Source organism: Streptomyces massasporeus, assembly GCF_014648995.1.
Classification (GTDB): Bacteria; Actinomycetota; Actinomycetes; order Streptomycetales; family Streptomycetaceae; genus Streptomyces; species Streptomyces massasporeus.
Genome location: NZ_BMSE01000002.1, coordinates 1 through 20,183, shown reverse-complemented (window position 1 = coordinate 20,183; position 20,183 = coordinate 1). Strand labels below are relative to the sequence as shown.

At 71.3% G+C, this 20,183-nt stretch carries 15 protein-coding genes; 7 read left to right on the top strand and 8 right to left on the bottom strand.

Going from position 1 to position 20,183, the window contains the following annotated elements; translation table 11 throughout:
• Positions 1-57 precede the first annotated feature (57 nt).
• The gene (gene secA, locus IE153_RS05040) at positions 58-2,904 is read right to left on the bottom strand and encodes a preprotein translocase subunit SecA (protein ID WP_189588574.1); all 2,847 of its coding nucleotides are present in this window, start codon (positions 2,902-2,904) and stop codon (positions 58-60) included.
• 280 nt (positions 2,905-3,184) lie between these two features.
• Here secA and IE153_RS05035 point away from each other — a divergent pair, with 280 nt between their 5' ends.
• Complete coding sequence (locus IE153_RS05035) at positions 3,185-3,751, top strand: GNAT family N-acetyltransferase (protein WP_189588573.1); 567 nt, start codon at positions 3,185-3,187, stop codon at positions 3,749-3,751.
• Positions 3,752-3,816: 65 nt separating this feature from the next.
• Positions 3,817-4,989 carry a winged helix-turn-helix domain-containing protein gene (locus IE153_RS05030; protein ID WP_189588572.1) on the top strand — a complete coding sequence of 391 codons (1,173 nt, stop codon included), beginning with the start codon at positions 3,817-3,819 and terminating at the stop codon, positions 4,987-4,989.
• Positions 4,990-5,049: 60 nt separating this feature from the next.
• Here IE153_RS05030 and IE153_RS05025 read toward each other — a convergent pair whose 3' ends face one another.
• The 7 genes from IE153_RS05025 to mtnA all read right to left on the bottom strand — a co-directional run bounded on the left by IE153_RS05025 (position 5,050) and on the right by mtnA (position 14,330).
• Positions 5,050-5,796 (bottom strand): response regulator, encoded by a 747-nt coding sequence (locus IE153_RS05025; RefSeq protein ID WP_107455305.1) that lies wholly within the window; start codon positions 5,794-5,796, stop codon positions 5,050-5,052.
• 205 nt (positions 5,797-6,001) lie between these two features.
• Complete coding sequence (gene hpf, locus IE153_RS05020; protein ID WP_030837593.1) at positions 6,002-6,697, bottom strand: ribosome hibernation-promoting factor, HPF/YfiA family; 696 nt, start codon at positions 6,695-6,697, stop codon at positions 6,002-6,004.
• A gap of 311 nt (positions 6,698-7,008) precedes the next feature.
• Entirely contained in the window at positions 7,009-7,932 is a 924-nt protein-coding gene (locus IE153_RS05015) for a ComF family protein (RefSeq protein ID WP_189588571.1), read from the bottom strand.
• 255 nt (positions 7,933-8,187) lie between these two features.
• Entirely contained in the window at positions 8,188-10,017 is a 1,830-nt protein-coding gene (locus tag IE153_RS05010) for an LpqB family beta-propeller domain-containing protein (RefSeq protein ID WP_189588570.1), read from the bottom strand.
• Positions 10,007-12,181, bottom strand: coding sequence for an MtrAB system histidine kinase MtrB (mtrB, locus tag IE153_RS05005; RefSeq protein WP_189588569.1), 2,175 nt, complete (start codon positions 12,179-12,181; stop codon positions 10,007-10,009). Before mtrB ends, IE153_RS05010 begins: the two co-directional genes overlap by 11 nt.
• Before the next feature lies 1 nt (position 12,182).
• On the bottom strand, positions 12,183-12,872 hold the full coding sequence (gene mtrA / locus IE153_RS05000; protein ID WP_009188938.1) for a two-component system response regulator MtrA: 690 nt from the start codon (positions 12,870-12,872) through the stop codon (positions 12,183-12,185).
• 309 nt (positions 12,873-13,181) lie between these two features.
• Complete coding sequence (gene mtnA, locus IE153_RS04995; RefSeq protein WP_189588568.1) at positions 13,182-14,330, bottom strand: S-methyl-5-thioribose-1-phosphate isomerase; 1,149 nt, start codon at positions 14,328-14,330, stop codon at positions 13,182-13,184.
• Positions 14,331-14,470: 140 nt separating this feature from the next.
• Here mtnA and IE153_RS04990 point away from each other — a divergent pair, with 140 nt between their 5' ends.
• Genes IE153_RS04990 through IE153_RS04970 form a run of 5 tightly spaced genes read left to right on the top strand, consistent with a single transcriptional unit; the run spans position 14,471 to position 20,096 of the window.
• Positions 14,471-15,832: a proline-rich domain-containing protein gene (locus IE153_RS04990; RefSeq protein WP_189588567.1), complete on the top strand. Its 1,362-nt coding sequence runs from the start codon at positions 14,471-14,473 to the stop codon at positions 15,830-15,832.
• A 4-nt stretch (positions 15,833-15,836) separates the two neighbouring features.
• Entirely contained in the window at positions 15,837-16,604 is a 768-nt protein-coding gene (locus IE153_RS04985) for a DUF4129 domain-containing protein (protein WP_189588566.1), read from the top strand.
• On the top strand, positions 16,601-17,797 hold the full coding sequence (locus tag IE153_RS04980; protein WP_189588565.1) for a DUF4350 domain-containing protein: 1,197 nt from the start codon (positions 16,601-16,603) through the stop codon (positions 17,795-17,797). Before IE153_RS04985 ends, IE153_RS04980 begins: the two co-directional genes overlap by 4 nt.
• Positions 17,797-18,786, top strand: a complete 990-nt coding sequence (locus IE153_RS04975) for an AAA family ATPase (RefSeq protein ID WP_097216985.1) — start codon at positions 17,797-17,799, stop codon at positions 18,784-18,786. Before IE153_RS04980 ends, IE153_RS04975 begins: the two co-directional genes overlap by 1 nt.
• Positions 18,786-20,096: a DUF58 domain-containing protein gene (locus tag IE153_RS04970; protein ID WP_189588564.1), complete on the top strand. Its 1,311-nt coding sequence runs from the start codon at positions 18,786-18,788 to the stop codon at positions 20,094-20,096. The genes IE153_RS04975 and IE153_RS04970 overlap by 1 nt, the downstream gene beginning before the upstream one ends.
• Positions 20,097-20,183: the final 87 nt, after the last annotated feature.

The following is a 20,183-nucleotide window of genomic DNA, read 5'->3' as shown; positions in this document are numbered from 1 at the left end:
GGCCGGACACCCTCAGGTGTCCGGCCCCTCAAGCCGGCTACGGCGCCTCGGCAACCGTCACTTCTTGCGACGCCCCCGGCTCCGCGACTGCTTGCGCCGCTCCGCACGCGTCAGGCCGTCGGCCTCGGAGCGCACCGGCTCGCCGTCCTCGGTGAAGTCACCCTCGATGGTGCCGCCCTCACCGTCGACCGTCGGCGCGGAGAAGTGCAGGTTGCGCCGCTGCGGGACGTCGAGCCCCTTGGCGCGGATCTCCGGCCGGGAGCCCGCCTGCGCCGGCACCGCGTCCTGCTTCTCGAGGTCGGCCACCGGCTTGGTGTCCTCCACCGGGACCTCCTCGACCTGCTGCTCGACCTGGACCTCCAGGTTGAACAGGTAGCCGACGGACTCCTCCTTGATGCCCTCCATCATGGCGGTGAACATGTCGAAGCCCTCGCGCTGGTACTCGACCAGCGGGTCCTTCTGCGCCATGGCGCGCAGACCGATGCCCTCCTGGAGGTAGTCCATCTCGTAGAGGTGCTCGCGCCACTTGCGGTCCAGGACCGACAGCACGACCCGGCGCTCCAGCTCGCGCATGATCTCGGAGCCGAGCTGCGCCTCACGCGCCGCGTACTGGTCGTGGATGTCGTCCTTGATGGAGTCGCCGATGAACTCGGCGGTCAGCCCGGCACGGTCGCCGGCCGCCTCCTCCAGCTCCTCGACGGTGACGTTGCACGGGTAGAGCTGCTTGAAGGCGCCCCACAGCCGGTCGAGGTCCCAGTCCTCGGGGAAGCCCTCGGCGGTCTCGGCCTGGACGTAGGCGTCGATGGTGTCGTCCATGAAGTGCTGCACCTGCTCGTGCAGGTCCTCGCCCTCCAGGACGCGGCGCCGCTCGCCGTAGATGACCTCGCGCTGGCGGTTGAGGACCTCGTCGTACTTCAGAACGTTCTTACGGGTTTCAAAGTTCTGCTGCTCGACCTGCGACTGGGCGGAGGCGATCGCGCGCGTGACCATCTTGTTCTCGATCGGCACGTCGTCCGGGACGTTCGCCATCGACATCACGCGCTCGACCATCTGGGCCTTGAACAGGCGCATCAGGTCATCGCCGAGGGAGAGGTAGAAGCGGGACTCACCCGGGTCGCCCTGTCGGCCGGAACGACCGCGCAGCTGGTTGTCGATGCGCCGCGACTCGTGCCGCTCGGTGCCCAGCACGTAGAGCCCGCCGAGCTTCTCGACCTCGTCCTTCTCGTTCTGGACGGCCTTCTCGGCCCGCTCGAGAGCCTCGGGCAGGGCGTGCGCCCACTCCTCGATGTGCTCCTCGGGGTCGAGGCCGCGCTGGCGCAGCTCCGCCTCGGCGAGGTCGTCCGGGCTGCCGCCGAGCTTGATGTCCGTACCACGGCCGGCCATGTTGGTGGCCACGGTGACGGCGCCCTTGCGGCCGGCCTGGGCGACGATCGTCGCCTCCCGGTCGTGCTGCTTGGCGTTGAGCACCTCGTGCTGGATGCCGCGCTTGCTGAGCTGCTGCGAAAGGTACTCGGACTTCTCGACGGAGGTCGTGCCGACGAGGATCGGCTGGCCCTTGCGGTGCTTCTCCTCGATGTCGTCGACGACCGCCTCGAACTTGGCGACCTCGGTCCGGTAGATCAGGTCCGACTGGTCCTTGCGGACCATCGGCCGGTTCGTCGGGATGGGCACCACGCCGAGCTTGTAGATCTGGTGGAACTCGGCGGCCTCGGTCATGGCCGTACCGGTCATGCCGCAGAGGCCGGGCTGTTCCTTGTCGTTGTGGTCGTGGCGCTTGTAGAGGCGGAAGAAGTTCTGAAGGGTGATCGTGGCGAGCGTCTGGTTCTCGTCCTTGATCGGCACCGCTTCCTTGGCCTCGATCGCCTGGTGCATTCCCTCGTTGTAGCGGCGGCCCGCGAGGATACGTCCGGTGTGCTCGTCGACGATCATGACCTCGTCGTCGATGATGACGTAGTCCTTGTCCTTCTTGAAGAGCTCCTTGGCCTTGATGGCGTTGTTCAGGTAGCCCACCAGAGGGGTGTTCACCGACTCGTAGAGGTTGTCGATGCCCAGCCAGTCCTCGACCTTGGCGACACCGGACTCGTGGATGGCGACCGTGCGCTTCTTCTCGTCGACGTCGTAGTCGCCGGTCTCCTCGAGACCCTTGAGCGGCTGGCCGGCCTCGCCGCGCTTGAGGCGCTTGACCAGCTTGGCGAAGTCCCCGTACCACTTGGTGGCCTGGTCGGCCGGGCCGGAGATGATCAGCGGCGTACGGGCCTCGTCGATGAGGATGGAGTCGACCTCGTCGACGATGGCGAAGTTGTGGCCCCGCTGGACGAGCTCGTCCTGGGACCACGCCATGTTGTCGCGCAGGTAGTCGAAGCCGAACTCGTTGTTCGTGCCGTACGTGATGTCGCAGGCGTACTGCTCGCGGCGCTGAGCCGGCGTCATGTTGGCGAGGATGCAGCCGACCTCGAGGCCCAGGAACCGGTGGACGCGGCCCATCATCTCGGAGTCGCGCTCGGCCAGGTAGTCGTTGACCGTGATGATGTGGACGCCCTTGCCGGACAGGGCGTTCAGGTACGCCGGCAGGGTGCCGACGAGGGTCTTGCCCTCACCGGTCTTCATCTCGGCCACGTAGCCCATGTGCAGGGCCGCGCCACCCATCATCTGCACGTCGTAGTGACGCTGGCCGAGGACGCGCTTGGCGGCCTCGCGGACGGTGGCGAACGCTTCGGGCAGCAGGTCGTCCAGGGTCTCGCCGTCGGCGTAGCGCTGCTTGTACTCATCGGTGAGGGCGCGCAGCTCGGCGTCGGAGAGGTCGACGAAGTCCTCTTCGATGGAGTTGACCTGGTCCGCGATGCGGTGCAGCCTGCGCAGGATCTTGCCTTCGCCTGCACGCATGATCTTCGAGAGGACGGACACGGGGGTTGGTCTCCTTGCCGGTCGGGCCTGGGACGGTCGGTTACCACTTGACTTACTGAGCAACGGCCATCGTATGCGAGGACCCCACCGCGCCGGGAGGGCCTGCCGTGACGGCGACCGTCCGCTGCTTCAATTCTGATTCACGTCTGCTTCAAAGGGGACAACGTGCGGCCCCCTCGGATAGTGCCGCACCTCTCCACCGAATTGCACAACGCGTGACCGCCCTTTCACTGACGGCAAAGGCATGGCGTCGTGACCGGCCTCCGAGCAGAATCGGTCGATGGACCCCGTCACCCTCACCACGGACCGTCTCCTGCTGCGCACGGTCGGCTCCCAGGAGACCGACGCGGTGTACGACGCCTGCCAGGACCCCGACGTCCAGCGGTGGACCACGATCCCCTCGCCCTACCTGCGCGAGCACGCCCGGAGCTTCACGGAACAACTGGTCCCCGACGGCTGGGCGGACGGCTCCATGTTCACCTTCGGCGTCTTCCTGCACTCCGGGGAACTGACGGGCATGCTCGGCATCACCCTGCGCGCCCTGGGCATGGGCGAGATCGGCTTCTGGGCCGTGAAGGAGCACCGCGCCAACGGCTATGTCACCGAGGCCGCCCTCGCCGCCTGCCGCTGGGCCTTCACCCACGCCGCACTCGACCGCGTCGAATGGCGTGCGGAGGTGGGGAACCGGGCGTCCCGCGCGGTGGCGGAACGAGCGGGCTTCACGATCGAGGGCACGCTGCGCTCCGCGATGAACAACAAGGGGGTACGCCGGGACATCTGGGTGGGTTCCCTGCTCCCCTCGGACATGGGCCTCCCGTCGACGGCGCCGTACCTGCCGGCACGCTGACCGGCCCACCCGGGCAGACCCGCAGGTCACACCCCGTTGTCAGTCCCACCCCCTACTCTGCGGCCATGACCACCCCGCGCCCCATCGCAGACCTCTCCGCCGACGAGGCCCGCAGAATCGCGCTCCGCGCCCAGGGCTTCCTCGGCGCGCCCGACCGCCGCTCCGGCGTCCGTGGCATCCTCCGCCACCTGGGCGCGATACAGCTCGACACGATCTCGGTCCTGGCCCGCTCCCACGAACTCGTGCCGTACGCCCGCCTGGGCGCCGTGGGCCGCAAGACGGTCGAGGACGCCTATTGGCAGGACACGCACTCCTTCGAGTACTGGTCCCATGCCGCCTGCATCCTCCCCATCGAGGAGTGGCCCCACTTCGCCTTCCGCCGCCGCGCCTACCGCAACCGCCCGCATTGGAACCACGAGCTCCCCGACGGCGCCTACGACCAGGTCATCAAGCAGCTCCGCTCCGAAGGCCCCCTCACCGCGACGGAGTTGGGCGGCGCGAAGAGGACGAGCGACTGGTGGGACTGGTCCGGCTCCAAGGTCGCCGTCGAACGCGCCCTGATGTACGGCGAGGTGGTCTGCGTGGAGCGCCGAGGCTGGAAGCGCCTCTACGACCTCGCCGAGCGCGCCGTCCCCAAGGAGCTGCTGCACGACGAGCTGGACGACACCGAGTGCCTGCGCCGTCTGGTCGGCCTGGCGGGCCGTTCCCTCGGGGTCGGCACCCGCGCGGACATCGCCGACTACCACCGGCTCAAGGGCGAGCAGGTCGACGCGGTGATCGCGGAATCGGGCCTGGTCCCGGTCTCGGTCGAGGGCTGGGGCAAGCCGGCGTGGGCCGACCCCGCGGCCCTTGAGACGCCGCCGCGCGGCCGCCACCGCACCACGCTCCTGTCCCCGTTCGACTCCCTCATCTGGGAGCGGGCGCGCACGGAGCGGATCTTCGGCTTCACCCACCGCTTGGAGGCCTACGTCCCCAAACAGAAGCGCGTGTACGGCTACTTCGCGATGCCGGTGCTGGCCGGCGGGCGTCTCGTCGGCCGCGTGGACCCGGCCCGCGAGGGCCGCACGCTGGTGGCCAAGCAGGTCACGCTGGACGGCCCGAAGGCCGTGCCGGCGGTCGCCCAGGCCCTGGCGGAGGCGGCGACCTGGGTGGACTGCACGACCGTCCGCGTGGAGCGGGTCGACGCACCTGACCTGCGCGAGCCCCTGACGAAGGAACTCGCCGGCCTCCTCGGCTGAGACCGGGGGCTCTGGCCGAGCCGGGTCCCTGGGCGAGACCGGTTCGGCGAGATTCGGTCCCTAACGGATCTCGAGGATCTTCTCCCGCATCGCGTACACCACCGCTTCCATCCTGGAGTGCAGCTGCAGCTTCTCCAGGATGTTGCGGACGTGGTTCTTCACGGTGTTCTCGGAGATGAACAACTCCTTGGCGATGTCACGGTTGTTCATTCCCGTGGCGACCAGCTTCAGAACTTCCAGTTCGCGGTCGGTCAGGCGCGGCGCGGGCACCAGCCGGCGCTCGTCCGTGCGCTGGATCATCGACTTGAACTCCGTGAGGAGTTTCGACGCCATGGACGGGCTGATCTGCGACTGCCCGTCGGCCACCGCGCGAATGGCGGTGGCCACCTCGTCCGTGGAGATCTCCTTGAGGAGATAGCCGGTCGCACCCGCCTTGATGGCGTCGTAGAGATCGGCTTCCTCGTCGCTGATCGTCAGCATGATGATCTTGGCGCTGGGTGCCACCTCCTTGATGGAGGTGCACGCCTCGATCCCGCCCCGCTTGGGCATCCGCACGTCCATCAGGACGATGTCGGGCAGCAGGTCGGCGGCCTTCTCGACGGCCTCGGCGCCGTCGCCGGCCTCCCCGATGACCTGGATGTCCTCCTCGGCCGCGAGCACGATCTCCAGGCCACGGCGGAACAGGGCGTGGTCGTCCACCACGAGGACTCTGATCGGTTCCTTGCGTGGAGTCCCCGAGTCCGGGCCCATGCCGACGACGCCGTCGTCGGCATCCTCGTCACGCATCGGTCCGAAGCTGTCCGCCATCGTTCCTCCCCCTGAAGGCTGTGGCCTGAGGTCCTGAGCCATCGCCAACCCAGAGCAACGACCCACCGGTTGGGCCGTGGCCACCATGATTTCATGCCCGGACGGCACCGGGGTGCCGGAGCGGGGCGCGAAGTGGTCGCACGGGGGTGCCCCTGGGGGCGCACACGCGCTCCAGGGGCACCTGTTCCGCTGTCACCCGGCATGGTCAGCCGCCGAGCGCACCGCCCGCGTCCGGGGAGTGCGCCTGGGTGACCATCGTGTCCGTGCTGAGGTGGATCACGCCGTAGTCGTAGGCGTGCCGTCGGTAGACGACACTCGGTTCCTTGGTCTCGGAGTCGACGAACAGGTAGAAGTCGTGCCCGACCAGTTCCATCTCGTAGAGAGCCTGGTCGAGGGTCATGGGTGCTGCGACGTGGGTCTTCTCGCGGACGACGATGGGGCCGTCACCCTGCACTTCCAGCGAGCCGATCTTCTTCGTGGGTACGGCCTCGGGCTCCTCCTCGGGAGCCGGCACGAGGCCGTTTCCGTTGAGCGTCGCCACGCCCGGGACGTGGTCGGCGACCTCGGCGGCCGGGATCCGGCGCGCGCCGCGGCGCGAGTACCGCTTGTCGTGCTGCCTGCGCAGCCGGGCTTCCAGCTTTTCCGCCGCCAGGTCGAGCGCCGCGTACGGATCGCTCGCCGCTGCCTCCGCCCGGATCACCGGACCGCGGGAGCGAAGGGTGATCTCCACTCGGTCGCAACGGTCGGCCTGCCGGGGGTTGGGCTCCTTGGACACCTCGACGTCGAGGCTGATCACCTTGCCATCGAGCTTCTGGATCTTCTCCAGCTTCAGCTTCTCGGCCACGTGCTTCCGGAACCGCTCGGGCACCTCGGTCTTGCGGCCCTTGACGACGATGTCCACGCAGAACTCCGTTCCCGGATCGCTCCGCTTCGGTGCGGAGCGTCTCCCTTTTGCACCAGGCTCCGGTGAGTCCCGGAACCTCGGACTCGGTGACTTCCACCTCCTCCCCCGTGAGCGAGATCTCCACTCCACCGTCGCGAGTGATGATGAAAAACCCGCAGCACGGCATTCGGTTTTGAGAGGTGTGGCCTGCGGCTTTCCCTCTCAACTGAACATATCTCGCCCGGACGGATGTCGTCACCCTCTACTGCGGCGTACCTCCGTTCAGGTGAATAGGCCCTCTCGTTACCTGCAACGACACAAGATCTCAGTCAGTTCCGGTTTATTTCGAAAGAGTCCGGTGATGCCGCGACCACTGCCGCGCACACCACGTCAACAACTCTGCCGGCGTCACCCGCGCCCGCGTTTCCCTGCCGGGCGGGCCGCACGCCCGTCCTCTCTCGCCTTGATCCGACGTTCTGTTCCTCTCTGCTTTCCCACGTCTCTCCCCCGTACACGGCCGAAGTCCACACGGCGTTCGGAATCGGCCCCGACGCCCCGGACGGGACCCCGGGCGCGGACGAGGCCGCCCGTACGGCTCGCGCGGCCTCCGCCAGGGAGGCACCCGTGGTCATCACGTCGTCGACGAGGACGACCGGCCCCCCGCAGAGCAGCCGCGCCCCTGCGGGAGCCACCGCCAGAGCGCCCGCGAGATTGTCCAGCCGCTGCCGGGAGTTGAGCCCCGACTGGTCGGCCACGGTCCGCCGCTGCCGCAGCACCCCGACCACCCGCGCCGGAAGTCCCCTCCGCCGCAACTCACCCGCGGCCGCGAGCGCGATCCGCCGCGCCGGATCATGCCCCCGGGCCCGCACGGAGCGCCGCCCGGACGGCACCGGCACGAGCAGCACAGGAGCCCTGCCGCCCCGCGACCACACCGCCCCGCCCCCCGCCGGAGCAGAGGCGCGCCGGAGCCCCGCCCGCACGGCTCCCGCCAGCGCCACCCCGAGCGGTCCGGCGAGCGCCAGGGCACCGCGCTCCTTGTGGGCCAGCAGCGTCGCCCGGACCTCGTCCGCGTACCGGGCGGCCGCGTGCACCACGGGCAGCCCGGGCGGCTCCGGCACCGGCCGCACCCGGTGCACCGCAGCTCCGCTCAGCGCCGCACGGCACCGCGCGCACAGCACCGTACGAGGCACTCCGCAGCCTCCGCACTCGCCCGGCAGCACCAGGTCGGTGAGGTCCTGCCACCACCCCCGCATGACTTCCACTGTGCCGACACCGGCCCGACCCTGCCACCCCTGTGGACAACGGCCTGTGGACAACCCAGCGCTCCGCCACCGGCGCGTCCCCCACACGAGCGGCCCCCGTAGGGGCGACCCCCGCAGGAGACGCGGTCAGCGGCCCCCTTCGCACCCCCGGGAACAGCAAAGGCCGCTCCTCCCGAGTCGACCTCGGCAGGAGCGGCCACCCACCCCCGAGCACCCCGGCCACCTCTGCCACCGGGCGCTCACACCTCACCCCGGATAGACCGGCGCCGTCCCCTCCGTCACCTTCTTCCACTGCTCGCCCGACGGCAGGCGGACGATGCCGTCCACCGAGTACGCCACCAGCGGCACCTGGTCGTCCTCGGCAGCCGTGACCTCCTTGACGCCCGTCAGGGCCGCGGGCGCCGGCACGTCCGGCGTGGAGCCGTCGACCTGGACGTACCGCATCTGCTCGACGCCACCGTGCTCGCGTCCGACCACCACGAGCCGACTGTCCCCGGCCCACGACATGGTCGTGACCTGCTCCAACTCCGGCGTCGCGGAGCGCAGTTCGACCACGCTGACGGCCGGCTTCCCACCCGGCTTGCCGTCCCGCTCGATCAGCCCGATGAGCAGGGTCTTCTTGCCGCCCTTCTCCACGACGAGCGCGATGCGCACCCCGTCGGCGGCCACCCGCACGGACTGGATCCGTCCGTCCAGGTGCGGCATCCGCACCTCCACCGGATCGCCCTTGCCCTCCTCGAAGAGGAGCAGCCGGGGATGCTCGGGGTCGCGGTCGGCCACCCACAGGCCGTCGTCCGCGTCCCAGCTGGGGGTCGTCAGCCGGTCCTTCTCGGCCCGGCCCTGGCTGCGCAGCAGCGGCTCGCCCAGCGAACCGCCCGAGACCAGCGACCCCACGTACAGCGATCTGCCGTCGAGGCTGACGCCTGCCGCGGTGTGCTCGTCACGTGAGACCGCCGCCGACCGCAGCGCCGTGTCGCCCTCGCCGAGCGCCCCCGGCGCCGCGTCCGGGTCGGTGCCGCTGCTGCCCGTGGGGATCCGTACGAGCCGGTGCTTGCCGTCCACGAAGTACAGGTAGTCGGGGTGCCGCGCCGAGCTCCGTGAGGCCGCCGCGTCGGCTGCCCCCCGCGTGAGCGAGCACAGCTCCGACCCGCCGGCCCGCAGCCCGACCTCGTCCACGGCCGGGCTGAGGTTGCGCAGCGTGAACAGAATCTGGGCGGCCATCTCCTGGCACCGGTTGGTGCCGACGCCCGCCGCCTTGTGGTTGAGCGGGATCGTCAGCTTGTTCCGGTCGTCGGGCGTCAGGGCGCCGGCGTCCTTCGCCAGCGCCGTACCGGTGGGGAAGCTCGACCTGACCACGGGCCCGAGCCATCGCGTGGGCCCGTTGAGCAGGGAGTTCACCATCTGTGTCATGGGATCCACGCGCCGGCGCACGTAGACGGGGTCGGCGACCGCCGTGGGCTGGGGCTTCGACCCGGCGGCGTCGGTGTTCGAGGCGAAGTAGTACTTGCTGACGGACATGTAGTTGCGCAGGAAGTCCGACTCGCCGATGACGACACCCTGCGGCAGCGCGTCGATCCGCCACTGCCGCTTGCTGTCCTGCGTCAGGTGCACGCTCCTGCCGTATGCCCCGGTCGCCGGCGCGTAGGCCTGCTGCGCGTCGACGGTGGCGACCTTGGTGCCGGTCAGCATGTACGAGATTTCGCCGGTGTCCTCCCCGCCGCCGCCCGCCTCGGGTTTGGCACCGGGTCCGTCGGTCAGCACCGTGGCGGACGCCTCGGGCCGCCACTCCTTCGCGGCTTCGCCGGTCAGGTACTGGCGCGCGGTCTTGTAGTGCGGGTCGTCGCTGGTGAGCGCCTCCAGGAAGCCCTGCACGATCTCCGAGGGCGGCGCGTCCTCCCCCGGCGGCACGGCGAAGACCCGCACCTGGGTCTCCTGGCGCGGGGTGGACTCCACGCCCCGCAGATCTCCGCTGTCCGGCATCGAGGCGCACCCCGCCAGCACCAGGACACCACCGGCGGCATACGCCATCACGCGCGCGGGCCTGCGCCGGCCGCGCCCCTCGCGGTCAGCGCCCACGAGATGCCTCCCCTTGCCTGTCGTCCACGTCCCCCGGCTCGCTCTCCCTGCCGCTGCCCTCGTCCCGCGGCCCGTTGATCACCGGATTCCGTCCGGCCCGGCCATCGTCACCCTCGTCGCGCCCGGGCCCCTCCTGACCCCTCGCAGCCCCGCGAGTACCCGACTGCTCGTCCGCCGGTGACGTGTCCTGCCGCCGCGCGCCCGAGGCGGGCCTGGGCACCACACGCGAACCGTTGCCGGGCAGCGCCGTGGGGTCCGCGGTGGGGGCGACACGCGGCGGTATCGGGTCCCGCTTCGCCCCCTGCGGCACCGACCCGCTCACCGGCTGCGCCGGCACGGTCGCCCGCTTCTCGCCGTCCCCGCCGCCACATGGCAGCCCGGCGTCGTCGAGGCCCCGGTTCCGCCGTGAGTCCTTGGGCTCCAGCGGTATCGGAGAGCCCCGCAGCGGCTCGTCGGCGGTCCTGGGCAGCGTCAGCCGGAACTGGGAGCCACCGCCCGGCTCGCCCCACGCCTGCAGCCAGCCGCCGTGCAGCCGCGCGTCCTCCAGGGCGATGGACAGCCCCAGGCCCGTACCACCCGTGGTACGCGCGCGGGCCGGATCGGCCCGCCAGAAGCGGCTGAACACACGGGTCGCCTCACCCGGCTTGAGCCCGACCCCGTAGTCCCGCACCGCCACGGCGACCGCACCGCCCGCCGCGGCGAGCTTCACGACGACATCCTTGCCCTCGCCGTGCTCGACGGCGTTGACGACGAGGTTGCGCAGCACGCGCTCCACGCGCCGGGCGTCGGCCTCGGCGACCACGGGCTGCTGGTCGCCCAGGATCCGTATCTGCGTGCCCTTGCGCTCCGCGAGCGGCTCGGCCCCGCTGACCACCCGCCGTACGACGTTCCTGAGGTCTATCGGCTCCGCCTCCAGCGCCGCGGCGCCGGCGTCGAACCGGCTGATCTCCAGCAGGTCCGCGAGCAACGACTCGAACCGGTCCAGCTGATCGGCGAGCAGCTCCGCCGACCGCGCGGTCACCGGGTCGAAGTCCACCCGCGCCTCGTGGATGACGTCAGCGGCCATCCGTACGGTCGTCAGCGGCGTACGCAGCTCGTGCGACACGTCCGACACGAACCTGCGCTGCATCCGCGACAGGTCCTCCAGCTGGCTGATCTTCAGCTGAAGGTTCTGCGCCATCTTGTTGAAGGCCTCACCGAGCCGCGCGATGTCGTCCTCGCCGGTGACCTTCATACGTTCCTGAAGCCGCCCGGCCGACAGCCGCTCCGCGATTCCCGCCGCCATCCGCACCGGCGTGACGACCTGCCGCACGACGAGCCAGGCGATGGCCCCGAGCAGGACCACGACGAACAGCCCGGCCGTCGCCAACGTGCCCTTGACCAGGCTCAGCGACTTCTCCTCCTGGGTGAGCGGGAAGAGGTAGTAGAGCTGGTACGGGTCGCCGTTGGGGTCGTTGACCTGCTTGCCGATGACCAGACCCGGCTGGGAGTCCTTGGTCGGGTTGTTGTACATGATCCGGGTGTAGCTCTGCGCGGCCGTCGTACTGCTGCCGATCCGCTCGCGCAGGTCGGCGGGGACGCTCCTGCTCCAGTCCACCTCGCCGGAGGCACGCTGCCCGCGGCCACCCGCGGCGTCCGCGTCGGACGCCGGGAGCGTCACCACCTCGAAGGCGCCCTGGCCGCCGCTGGACAGCGAGGAGACGAGGTCGCTCATCCACGGGGTGACGTTCTGCGCGGGACGCCCGTCCGAGGTGGCGGCCTCGTCACCGGTGCCGCTCGCCGCCTCGTCGGCCCGCTGCTTGGCCACCGCGAAGCCACCCGTGGCCTGGCTCTGGGACGCCTTCACCTTGGCGTCGAGCAGGCCGTTGCGCACCTGCCCGATGACGACGAAGCCCAGCAGCAGCACCACGCCCAGCGACATCAGCAAGGTCGTGACGACGACCTTGAGCTGGATGTTGCGCCGCCACAGCCGCATGACGGGCAGCAGCGGCCGGCGCACCCACCGCATGAACAAGCGGATGACCGGGCTGCCCTGAACCCCGCCCCGGAGCAGCCCGCTCTCCAGGAACCGCGCCCAGCGGGAGCCGGACTTCTTCCGCCCGACAGGCCGCTCCGGGCGGGCCCCGGACCGGCCGGGCGCCGAAGCGGCACTGTCGCCGGTCATGTCAGCTCGGCCCTGCCTTGTACCCGACACCACGGACGGTCACCACGATCTCCGGCTTCTCCGGGTCCTTCTCGACCTTGGAGCGCAGCCGCTGCACATGGACGTTGACCAGCCGCGTGTCCGCCGCGTGCCGGTAACCCCAGACCTGCTCCAGCAGCACCTCGCGCGTGAACACCTGCCACGGCTTGCGCGCGAGCGCGACCAGCAGGTCGAACTCCAGCGGCGTCAGCGCGATCGACTGCCCGTCCCGCTTCACGGAGTGCCCCGCCACGTCGATGACCAGGTCACCGATGGCGAGCTGCTCCGGAGCGGGCTCCTCCGACCTGCGGAGCCGCGCCCGGATCCGGGCCACCAGCTCCTTCGGCTTAAACGGCTTCACGATGTAGTCGTCGGCGCCCGATTCCAGGCCCACGACGACGTCGACCGTGTCGCTCTTCGCGGTCAGCATCACGATCGGCACGCCCGACTCCGCCCTGATCAGGCGGCACACCTCGATGCCGTCCCGGCCGGGCAGCATCAGGTCGAGCAGCACCAGATCGGGCTTGGCCTCGCGGAACGCGGCCAGCGCCTTGTCACCGTCGGCCACGAACGACGGCTCGAAACCCTCACCACGCAGCACGATGCCGAGCATCTCGGCCAGTGCGGTGTCGTCGTCGACGACAAGGACTCGTCCCTTCATAAACGACATCATCCCATTCTCATAACAGTGGCGAAGGCAGTGGTGAGGTAGGTCACCGGCCAGTGACCATAGTCGCAGCAAGCGCTACTGTCTGCCCTCGCCAGCCCCCCGATGATCTCGACGCGGGCACCGGCATCCCTGTTCCCGGGCCCGGAGCGCGGCGAAGGGCCCAGGACCGATCGAGACCGACGAGAGCCGGCGAACGAGAGTGCCGGAGCCAGCTCCGGCCCCGCCCACCCTCCTCTGCGGCCGACTCAGCCCGCCGTGACCCGCACCATCTGTAGGCCCCACACGCCCGCCACAGCTCGCACCGCGCCCGGCTCAGCCCGCCGTGACCCTGTGCGACCGCGCACACACCTCGGCGAGTGCCTCAGCGGTCACCGGCGAAACGACTCCCTCCTCCGTGACGATCGCCGTCACCAGCTCGGCCGGAGTCACGTCGAACGCCGGGTTGTACGCCTGCGTCCCCAGCGGCGCCATCAGAATCCCGCCGCCCGCCTCCGTACCGGCCACCGGCACCTGCGGCGCCGTCAGCTCGGTCACCTCGTGCCCTGGCCGCTGCTCCACCTCGATGGACGCCCCGTCCGCCGTGTCCAGATCCACCGTCGTCACCGGCGCCACCACGATGAACGGCACATGGTGGTACCGCGCCAGCACCGCCAGCGGATAGCTCCCGACCTTGTTCGCCACCGAACCGTCCGCCGTGATGCGGTCCGCCCCGATGAGCACCGCGTCCACCTCCCCGGCGGCGAACAGCGACCCCGCCGCGTTGTCGGTGAGCAGCGTGTACGCCATCCCGCTGCGAGCCGCCTCGTACGCCGTCAGACGGGCGCCCTGCAGCAACGGCCGTGTCTCGTCCACCCACAGCCGCCGCAGCCGCCCCGTCCGGTGCGCCGCGAGCGCCACCGCGAACGCCGTCCCCTCGCCGCCCGACACCAGCGAACCGGTGTTGCAGTGGGTGAGGACCCGGTGCCCACCGCCGGGCAGCAGCTCGTCCAGCAGCGCCAGCCCGTGCTCGGCCATCCGCCCGCTGGCCTCGGCGTCCTCCCGGTGCAGCTGCCGCGCCGCGGCAAGCGCCGCCGCGGCCGCCTGCCGGACGTCACCACCCTTGGCGAGCGCCGCCTCGTGCGCCGAGTGCGCCCTGCGCACGCCCACGGCCAGGTTCACCGCGGTCGGCCGGGCACCCGCCAGCGCGGCCGCCGCCTCGTCCACGTCGAAGCCCCGCATGGCGGCGAGCGCGACGCCGTACGCCCCCGCGATGCCGAGCAGCGGTGCCCCGCGCACGGCCAGCGAGCGGATCGCCTCCACGAGTGCGGACGCGTCCGTACAGACCAGTTCGACCTCCTCGGCAGGCAGCCTCGTCTGGTCAAGCAGGACCAGAACGGGGCCTTCCGGTGGCTCTTCCCAGCGGATCGCCGGGATCTCGGTCGGCCGCTTGTCATCGCCGCTGTGCGCGTACTGATCAGCCATGCCGTCAGTCTGCCCCCAATCGAGCGGACAATTGAAGGTACGCAGCCCATACCGCGGCCGGTCACTCCAAGACCACCCCATGGCACGATGGCTGCCAACCTGCCGCCGCGCCCGCGGACGGGCACCGTGAAGGAGCGACGATGAACGACACTCCGGGCTGGGCCTCGCCCGGATCCGCCCCGTCCGACGGCCAGAAGCCGGACCAGTCCGGCCCTGCCGAGCCCACCGACCGCCCCGCACAGCCCGCGGACCAGCCGGCCCGGCCCGGCCAGGCCCCGCAGGGTCCCGGCCCGCAGTGGTCCAAGGACCAGCCGCCACCGGCCCAGTGGTCGGCCCCCAGCGGCCCCTCCGTCCCCGGCCAGGCACCCCCGCCCCCGCCCCCCGGCCCGGGCTGGGGCAACCAGCCCCCCGGCGGCTACGGCCCCGGCGGACACGGGCCCGCAGGCCACGGCGGATACGGCGCCCCCGGGCGCCCCGGCGGCTGGGGAGGCGGCTGGGGCGGTCCCCCGCCCGCCGCCAAGCCCGGCGTCATCCCGCTCCGCCCGCTCGGCGTGGGCGAGATCCTCGACGGCGCCGTCTCCACCATGCGCACCTACTGGCGCACGGTCCTCGGCATCTCGCTGACCGTCGCCGTCCTCACCGAGGTCATCGTCGTCCTGTTCCAGGGCCTCGTCCTGGACGACTCCAGCACCGACGCCCTCAACGACCCCAGCGCCACCCTCGGCGAGCTGAGCCGCGCCATGGGCGACGCCCTGCTCAACTCCTCCGTCGTCTTCGTCATCTCCCTGGTCGGCACCGTCATCGCGACCGCTCTGCTCACGACCGTCACCAGCCGCGCCGTGCTCGGCAAGTCGGTGACCATCGGCGACGCCTGGCGGGACGCCCGCCCTCAGATCCTCAAACTGTTCGGCCTCATCTGCGTGTTGCTGCTCATCACCGTCGGCGTCGTCACCGTGGGAGCCCTGCCCGGCCTCCTCGTGACCGTCGCCGGGAGCAGCGGCGCAGGCGTCGCCCTCACCGTCCTCGGCATCATCGGCGCCGGCATCGTCGCCCTGTGGCTGGCGATCCGCTTCTCCCTCGCCTCTCCCGCCCTCATGCTGGAGAAGCAGGGCATCAAGAAGGCCATGAGCCGCTCCGCGAAACTCGTCCAGGGCACCTGGTGGCGGATCTTCGGCATCCAGCTGCTCGCCACGCTCATCGCGAACGTCGTCGCCTCGATCATCGTCATCCCCTTCACCCTCCTCGCCGCGGCCCTCAGCGGCGACGGCCTCACCGGCTGGCTCAACACCGGCGTCGGCAGCCTCGGCTGGTCGTTCCTCATCATCAGCGGCATCGGCTCGGTGATCGGCTCCATGATCACGTTCCCGATCACGGCCGGCGTCACCGTGCTCCTCTACATCGACCAGCGCATCCGCCGCGAGGCCCTCGACCTCGAACTGGCCCGCGCCGCCGGTGTCCAGGGCTACGGCTCCACCGCCCCCGGCGCCACCCCGGGGAGCTGATGCGGTGAGCCTGGCGGGGGAACTTCTCACAACGGCGCTGCCACGCGCCGGCATACGGACGCTGCTGAGCGCCGGCGACACCTCCCTGCTGTCGTCGGCCCGCTCCGCCGACGACCCGCCCCTCACCATCCCGCGCGACCCCGCGCGGGAGGCGGCCCGGCGCGAACTGTCCAAGCGGATGTACCACGAGAACGACCCCAGCCTGTTCCAGCGCGCCCTCGACGCTTTCTGGGAATGGCTCGGCAAACTCTTCAACGCCGCCTCGACCGCCACCCCCGGCGGCACACTCGGCCTGATCGTCATCATCCTGGCCGTCATCGCGGTCCTGGCCGCCCTGTGGTGGCGCCTGGGCACCCCCCGCCGCCAACCCACCTCGTCCGCAGCCCTGTTCGACGACCGCCCCCGCAGCGCCGCTGAGCACCGCGCCGCCGCTGAGGCGCACGCCGCCCAGGGCCACTGGAACCAGGCCGTCCAGGAACGCATGCGCGCCCTCGTCCGCGCCCTGGAGGAACGCGCCCTCCTCGACGTCCGCCCCGGCCGCACCGCAGACGAGGCCGCAGCCGAAGCCGGCCGGGCCCTGCCCGCCCACACCGACCGACTGCGCACCGCCGCCCGCGACTTCGACGATGTGACGTACGGCGGCCGCTCGGCGACCGACGAGTCGTACCACCGCATCGCGGAACTCGACCGCGACCTGGAACGCACCAAGCCCCAGCTCGCGACGAGCAGCGCCGCCACGGCCCCCAACACCCGCCAGGGAGCCGCCGAATGACCACCGAGGCCACCCTCGCGTCCACCTCGGCCTCGCCCACCGCCCGCCACGTGTGGACCCGCGCCCGCGGCATCGCGCTCGCCCTCGTGGTGCTCCTCGCGGGAGCCGTCGCCATCGCCGTCGTCCGCTCCGACGCCCGCCACGGCGAACTCGACCCGCGCTCCGCCGACCCGGGCGGCAGCCGCGCCGTCGCCGAACTCCTCGCCGACCGGGGCGTGGACACCCGCGTGGTCACCACCCTGGACGAGGCAGCCATCGCAGCCGGCCCGGACACGAGCCTCCTGGTCGCCGCCCCCGACCTGCTGACCCCCGCTCAGCAGACCCGTCTGCACGCGGCGTTCGCCGACTCCGGCGGCCGCACCGTCCTGGTCGCCTCCGGCAGCGCCTCCGTCGAACGGCTCGCCCCCGGCGTCACCGCAGACCCCGCTACCAGCCTCGGCTCGACGCTCGCCCCCGACTGCGCCCTGCCCGCCGCCCGACGCGCAGGCACCGCCGACACCGGCGGCGTCCGCTACACCACCACCCACCTCGGCGCCGACGCGTGCTACCCCAGCGAACGCCTGGCCACCCTGCTCCGCCTCCCGGACGAGAAGAGGAACGGCGACACCATCGCCCTCGGCGCGCCCGACATCCTCCTCAACGACCGCCTCGACGAGCAGGGCAACGCCTCGCTCGCCCTCCAACTCCTCGGCTCCCGCCCCCATCTGGTCTGGTACCTCCCCTCGCTCTCCGACACGTCGGCCAACGGCACCGACGACGAACGCAGCTTCTTCGACCTGCTCCCCTCGGGCTGGCTCTGGGGCACCCTGCAGCTCTTCGTCGCCGCAGCCCTGGCCGCCCTCTGGAGGGCACGCCGACTGGGCCCCCTCGTGCCCGAAAAACTCCCCGTCGCGATCCGCGCCTCCGAAACCGCCGAAGGCCGTGCCCGCCTCTACCGCAAGACCGACGCCCGCGACCGCGCGGCCGACGCTCTTCGCTCCACCACCCGCACCCGCCTCGCCCCCCTCGTAGGCGTCCCCGTCACCCAGGCGCACACGCCCGAGGCCCTGCTCCCCGCCCTGTCCGCCCACCTCCACGGCGTCGGCCAGGACCAGCACGCCCTCCTCTTCGGACCACCGCCCAGCGACGACGCAGCACTCATCGCACTCGCCGACCGACTCGACGCCCTCGAAAGAGAGGTACGCCGTCCATGATGGACCCGACCACTGACAACGCCGGGCCGAGCGGGGACCCGGGCACCGCCCGCGACGCCCTGGAGGCCCTGCGCGCCGAGATCGCCAAGGCCGTGGTCGGCCAGGACCCCGCCGTCACCGGTCTCGTCGTCGCCCTGCTCTGCCGCGGCCACGTCCTCCTCGAAGGCGTCCCCGGCGTCGCCAAGACCCTCCTGGTCCGCGCCCTCGCCTCGGCCCTCGAACTCGACACCAAGCGCGTCCAGTTCACCCCCGACCTCATGCCGAGCGACGTGACCGGTTCCCTGGTCTACGACACCCGCAGCGCCGAGTTCTCCTTCCAGCCCGGCCCGGTCTTCACCAACCTCCTCCTCGCCGACGAGATCAACCGCACGCCCCCCAAGACCCAGTCGTCCCTCCTGGAGGCCATGGAGGAACGCCAGGTCACCGTCGACGGCACCCCCCGCCCCCTCCCCGACCCCTTCCTGGTCGCGGCGACCCAGAACCCGGTCGAGTACGAGGGCACCTACCCCCTCCCGGAAGCCCAGCTGGACCGCTTCCTCCTCAAACTCACCATCCCCCTCCCCTCCCGCCAGGACGAGATCGACGTCCTCACCCGCCACGCCGAGGGCTTCAACCCACGCGACCTCCACGCCGCCGGCGTACGCCCCGTAGCGGGCCCGGCCGACCTGGAAGCAGCCCGCGCGGCGGTCGCCAAGACGACGATCTCCCCGGAGATCACCGCCTACGTCGTCGACATCTGCCGCGCCACCCGCGAGTCGCCGTCCCTCACCCTCGGCGTCTCCCCCCGAGGCGCCACGGCCCTCCTGGCCACCGCCCGCGCCTGGGCCTGGCTGACCGGCCGCGACTACGTCATCCCCGACGACGTGAAGGCCCTGGCCCTCCCGACCCTCCGCCACCGCGTGCAACTGCGCCCGGAGGCCGAAATGGAAGGCGTGACGGCCGACTCCGTCATCAACGCGATCCTCGCCCACGTCCCCGTACCCCGCTGATGGCGCTCACCGGACGCGCCGCCCTGCTCGCGGCCCTGGGCTCCCTCCCCGTCGGTATCTGGGAGCCCAGCTGGACGGGAATCCTGGCGGTCAACGCCCCCTTGGCCGTGGCCTGCGCCTGCGACTTCGCACTGGCCGCCCCCGTGCGCCACCTCGGCCTGACCCGCTCCGGCGACACCTCCGTACGCCTCGGCGACACGGCGGACGTCACCCTCACCCTCACCAATCCGTCTCGCCGCCCCCTGCGCGTCCGGCTCCGCGACGCCTGGCCCCCCAGCAGCTGGCAGCCCGGCACGGAAACGACTGCCTCCCGCCACCGCCTCACGGTCCCCCCGGGCGAACGCCGCCGCATCACGACCCGCCTACGCCCCACCCGACGAGGCGACCGCCAGGCCGACCGCATCACGATCCGCTCGTACGGCCCCCTCGGCCTGTTCGCCCGCCAGGGCACCCACAAGGCCCCCTGGACGGTTCGCGTCCTACCCCCGTTCACCAGCCGAAAGCATCTGCCCTCGAAGCTGGCCCGCCTGCGCGAACTGGACGGCCGCACCAGCGTCCTCACCCGGGGCGAGGGCACGGAGTTCGACAGCCTGCGCGAATACGTCCCCGGCGACGACACCCGTTCCATCGACTGGCGCGCCACAGCTCGGCAGACCACGGTCGCCGTACGCACCTGGCGCCCTGAGCGCGACCGCCACATCCTCCTGGTCCTCGACACCGGCCGCACCTCGGCCGGCCGCGTGGGCGACGCACCGCGCCTCGACGCCTCGATGGACGCGGCCCTCCTCCTCGCAGCCCTCGCCTCCCGCGCCGGCGACCGCGTAGACCTCCTCGCCTACGACCGTAAGGTCCGCGCTCTGGTCCAGGGCCGCACCGCGGGCGACGTCCTTCCCGCACTGGTCAACGCGATGGCCACGCTGGAGCCGGAGCTCGTCGAAACGGATGCGAGAGGCCTTGCAGCCACCGCTCTCCGTACGTCCCCCCGGCGCTCCCTGATCGTCCTGCTCACCACTCTGGACGCAGCTCCCATCGAAGAGGGCCTGCTCCCGGTCCTGTCCCAGCTCACCCAGCGCCACACGGTATTGCTGGCATCGGTGGCCGACCCGCACATCACCGACATGGCCAAGGCCCGTGGCGATGTCGACGCCGTCTACGAGGCTGCCGCAGCCGCCCAGGCCCAGTCGGAGCGCCACCGCACCGCGGAACAATTGCGACGCCACGGCGTCACGGTCGTCGACGCCACACCGGACGATCTCGCGCCGGCACTCGCGGACGCGTATTTGGCACTGAAATCGGCGGGGCGCCTGTAACAAATAAGGGCCCCCGAAAGGGGGCCCAACGCAGAAAACCCCCGCATCCGAAGATGCGGGGGTTTTCCCAAAAATTGTTCGGCGGCG

Bases quoted from the DNA above. Each gene is read 5' to 3' on its own strand.
- IE153_RS05035 (WP_189588573.1), top strand. From the start codon at position 3,185: ATGGACCCCGTCACCCTCACCACGGACCGTCTCCTGCTGCGCACGGTC.
- IE153_RS05030 (WP_189588572.1), top strand. From the start codon at position 3,817: ATGACCACCCCGCGCCCCATCGCAGACCTCTCCGCCGACGAGGCCCGC.
- IE153_RS05025 (WP_107455305.1), bottom strand. From the start codon at position 5,796: ATGGCGGACAGCTTCGGACCGATGCGTGACGAGGATGCCGACGACGGC.
- IE153_RS05015 (WP_189588571.1), bottom strand. From the start codon at position 7,932: ATGCGGGGGTGGTGGCAGGACCTCACCGACCTGGTGCTGCCGGGCGAG.
- mtrB (WP_189588569.1), bottom strand. From the start codon at position 12,181: ATGACCGGCGACAGTGCCGCTTCGGCGCCCGGCCGGTCCGGGGCCCGC.
- mtrA (WP_009188938.1), bottom strand. From the start codon at position 12,872: ATGATGTCGTTTATGAAGGGACGAGTCCTTGTCGTCGACGACGACACC.
- mtnA (WP_189588568.1), bottom strand. From the start codon at position 14,330: ATGGCTGATCAGTACGCGCACAGCGGCGATGACAAGCGGCCGACCGAG.
- IE153_RS04990 (WP_189588567.1), top strand. From the start codon at position 14,471: ATGAACGACACTCCGGGCTGGGCCTCGCCCGGATCCGCCCCGTCCGAC.
- IE153_RS04980 (WP_189588565.1), top strand. From the start codon at position 16,601: ATGACCACCGAGGCCACCCTCGCGTCCACCTCGGCCTCGCCCACCGCC.
- IE153_RS04975 (WP_097216985.1), top strand. From the start codon at position 17,797: ATGGACCCGACCACTGACAACGCCGGGCCGAGCGGGGACCCGGGCACC.
- IE153_RS04970 (WP_189588564.1), top strand. From the start codon at position 18,786: ATGGCGCTCACCGGACGCGCCGCCCTGCTCGCGGCCCTGGGCTCCCTC.